Below are 3,217 nucleotides of genomic sequence, written 5' to 3'. Positions count from 1 at the left end.
ATATAACCATCGCCAATGCGCCGGGCACCGGCATCGCCGACGACAAGGCGCTTTACAGCTACATGCCCGACATCGTCGAATTCTATACCGGTGATAAGGCGATCCTGAAGAACGTGCCGACCTGGCGCTGCTCGGAAGAGGACAGCCTGAAGTACGTGCTCGACAACCTCAAGGACCTCGTCGTCAAGGAGGTCCACGGCTCGGGCGGCTACGGGATGCTGGTCGGCCCCGCCGCCTCGAAGAAGGAGCTGTCCGACTTCGAGGCCAAGCTGCGCGCCAAGCCGGGCAACTACGTGGCCCAGCCGACGCTGGCGCTGTCGACCGTGCCGATCATGACCAAGAAGGGGCTCGCGCCCCGTCATGTCGACCTGCGCCCCTATGTGCTGGTCTCGCCGGGCCGGGTGCATATCACCCCGGGCGGGCTGACGCGGGTGGCGCTGAAGGAAGGCTCGCTTGTGGTGAACTCGTCGCAGGGCGGCGGCACCAAGGATACCTGGGTTCTGGGGGACTGAGTTAACATGCTGGGACGGACTGCAGGCGGACTCTTCTGGATGTTCCGCTACCTCGAACGCAGCGAGAATACCGCGCGTCTTCTGGAAACCGGCTTCCGCATCGCGCTGACCGCCGGGGACAACAGCGAAAGCGAATGGGAAAGCATCGTCACCACCGCCGGTGCGCGCGAGGCCTTCATCGAGCGTTACGACGAATTCGACCAGGCCAATGTGACCAACTTCCTGCTGCGTGACCGCGACAACCCCTCTTCGGTGCTGAGCTGCATCGAGGCAGCGCGCTCGAACGGGCGGATGGTACGCACGGCGCTGTCGACCGAGGTCTGGGAAGCGGTGAACGAGGCCTGGATGACGCTGAAGGAACAGCTGCGCCGCCCGGTCTCGGTGAAGAACCTGGCCGAGGTGCTGGCCTCGGTGCGCCAGCATTCCAGCCTCGTGCGCGGGGCGCTGCACGGCACCATGCTGCGCAACGACATCTTCGACTTCTGCCGGCTGGGCACCTTCGTCGAACGGGCCGACAACACGGCGCGCATCCTCGATGTGAAGTACTACGTCCTGCTGCCCTCGGCGGCCCATGTGGGCGGCTCGATGGACAATATCCAGTGGGAGACGATCCTGCGCTCGGTCTCGGCCTTCCGCAGCTTCCGCTGGCTGCACGAGGGCGACATCGGCCCCAAGACCATCGCCGATTTCCTGATCATGGACCGGCGGATGCCGCGCAGCCTGGCCTTCTGCTATTCCAAGCTGGTCGGCAACCTGAACTATCTGAACGGCCCGGACGAGGCTGAGTTGCCCTGCCTGCGCATGGCGACCCAGACCCATGCCCGTCTGTCGGGGCGGACCATCGACGAGATCTTCGACGAGGGCCTGCACGAGTTCCTGAAGACCGCGATTTCGGACACGGGACGCCTGGCCAGCCAGATCCAGGAAGATTTTCGCTTTTACGGGTAGAACGGGGTGCCGATGCGTTTGATGATTTCCCACACCACCACCTATTCCTATGACCGGCCGGTGGATTACGCGCTGCTGCAACTGCGTCTGAGCCCGCGCAACGGGCCGGGGCAGACGGTGATTTCCTGGCAGTCGATGGTCTCGGGGGCGACGCCTCAGGTGGCCTACCAGGATCACTTCCGCAACGCGGTCGAGCTGGTGCAGATGGACGAGGGCGGCCAGACCGTCACCATCACCTCGCAGGGCGAGGTCGAGACCGAGAACCTGAACGGCGTGGTGGGCATGGTCAGCAAGGTGCCGCTGTGGATCTATCGCTGCACCACCCCGGCCACGACGGCCGGGCCCGCCGTGCGCAAGATCGCCGGCGGGGCGAAAGAGGCCCTGGCCGAGAACACCCTGGGCGGCATCCATCAGCTCTCGTCGCTGGTCGGCGAGGCGGTCCGCTACGAGAAGGGCACGACCCATGCCGCCACCACTGCCGAAGAGGCGGCCCAGGCGGGGCAGGGGGTCTGCCAGGATCAGGCCCATGTGCTGATCGCGGCGGCCCGCCACCTCGGGCTGCCGGCGCGCTATGTCTCGGGCTACCTGCTGCTGGAGGGCCAGACCCAGCAGGAGGCAGCGCACGGCTGGGCCGAGGTCTGGATCGACGGGCTGGGCTGGGTCGGCTTCGATGTCTCGAACGAGATCTGCCCGGATGACCGCTATGTCCGCGTCGCCCTTGGCCGGGACTATTCCGAGGCCGCCCCGGTGCGCGGATTGCGCCAGGGCGACGCCACGGAAGAGCTTTGCGTTTCCTTGCAGGTTCAGCAATAGACTGTCGCGATCCGACTCGTTTGCGGACATCTGACCCGGAGCCACTCGACACATGACCTACTGCGTTGCGATGCAGCTTGAACGGGGGCTCCTGTTCATGTCCGACACCCGCACCAACTCGGGCGTCGACAATATCTCGACCTTCCGCAAGATGTTCCACTTCGACGTCGAGGGGGAGCGGTCGATCACCCTGATGACGGCGGGCAACCTGGCCACGACGCAGGCGGTGATCAGCCTGCTGCAGGAACGCTCGAAGAGCGTGGACGAGCGCAACCCGGACATCCTGGCCCTGCCGACGATGTTCCAGGTCGCCGGGCTGATCGGGCAGACCCTGCGCGAAGTGATCTCGCAGCATGACGACAACGGCCAGAAGGCCAGCGCCGCCTTTTCGGCCACCATCCTCGTCGGCGGCCAGATCGCCGGAGGAGAGCCGCGCCTCTACCTCATCTACCCCGAGGGCAACTTCATCGAGGCCTCGACGGATACCCCCTATTTCCAGATCGGCGAAACCAAGTACGGCCGCCCGATCCTGGTGCGCGCCTATGATCCGAAGATGTCCTTCGAAGAGGCGATGAAGCTGCTGCTGGTCAGCTTCGACAGCACCATCAAGGCCAACCTCTCGGTCGCCCTGCCGCTGGACTACCAGATCTACGAGACCGGCAGCCTGACCAAGGGCCGCGTCGGGCGGATCGAGCCCGACGATCCCTATTACCAGGAGATCTCCTCGGGCTGGGGTGTCGCCCTGCGCGAGGCCTTCAGCGGCCTGCCCGACTTCTCCTTCGAGGGCTGAAGCCCCCCTGCCTTCCGGTTTTCGCGGCACTTCCCCGGCGCAAGAGGCCTGTCCGGCCCATCCCCCGGCCTGACCTCGGGCTGACCTCTGGCCCGTCTCCTGCGGTCGCCGGCTGCGGCCATATGCGACTCGATGGGTCATGAAACGTCGCCTT

Annotated in this window: 4 protein-coding genes; all 4 read left to right on the top strand. The window is 65.5% G+C overall.

What is annotated here, in order from left to right; all coding sequences use genetic code 11:
• Positions 1–512, top strand: a 512-nt coding sequence (locus OS124_RS0107760) for a circularly permuted type 2 ATP-grasp protein (RefSeq protein ID WP_010138913.1), incomplete at its 5' end; no start/stop codon positions are given.
• A gap of 6 nt (positions 513–518) precedes the next feature.
• Positions 519–1,460: an alpha-E domain-containing protein gene (locus tag OS124_RS0107755; RefSeq protein WP_029375269.1), complete on the top strand. Its 942-nt coding sequence runs from the start codon at positions 519–521 to the stop codon at positions 1,458–1,460.
• 12 nt (positions 1,461–1,472) lie between these two features.
• Positions 1,473–2,273, top strand: a complete 801-nt coding sequence (locus OS124_RS0107750) for a transglutaminase family protein (protein WP_010138911.1) — start codon at positions 1,473–1,475, stop codon at positions 2,271–2,273.
• Positions 2,274–2,325: 52 nt separating this feature from the next.
• The gene (locus tag OS124_RS0107745) at positions 2,326–3,063 is read left to right on the top strand and encodes a proteasome-type protease (RefSeq protein ID WP_010138909.1); all 738 of its coding nucleotides are present in this window, start codon (positions 2,326–2,328) and stop codon (positions 3,061–3,063) included.
• Positions 3,064–3,217 lie beyond the last annotated feature (154 nt).

The organism is Oceanicola sp. S124 (genome assembly GCF_000220565.1).
Lineage (GTDB): Bacteria > Pseudomonadota > Alphaproteobacteria > Rhodobacterales > Rhodobacteraceae > Pseudooceanicola.
The sequence above is the reverse complement of the archived record's forward strand: the minus strand, read 5'-3'. Positions and strand labels throughout refer to the sequence as shown.

What these genes read in the sequence shown, in the direction of transcription:
- OS124_RS0107755 (WP_029375269.1), top strand. Translation starts at nt 519, where the DNA reads ATGCTGGGACGGACTGCAGGCGGACTCTTCTGGATGTTCCGCTACCTC.
- OS124_RS0107750 (WP_010138911.1), top strand. Translation starts at nt 1,473, where the DNA reads ATGCGTTTGATGATTTCCCACACCACCACCTATTCCTATGACCGGCCG.
- OS124_RS0107745 (WP_010138909.1), top strand. Translation starts at nt 2,326, where the DNA reads ATGACCTACTGCGTTGCGATGCAGCTTGAACGGGGGCTCCTGTTCATG.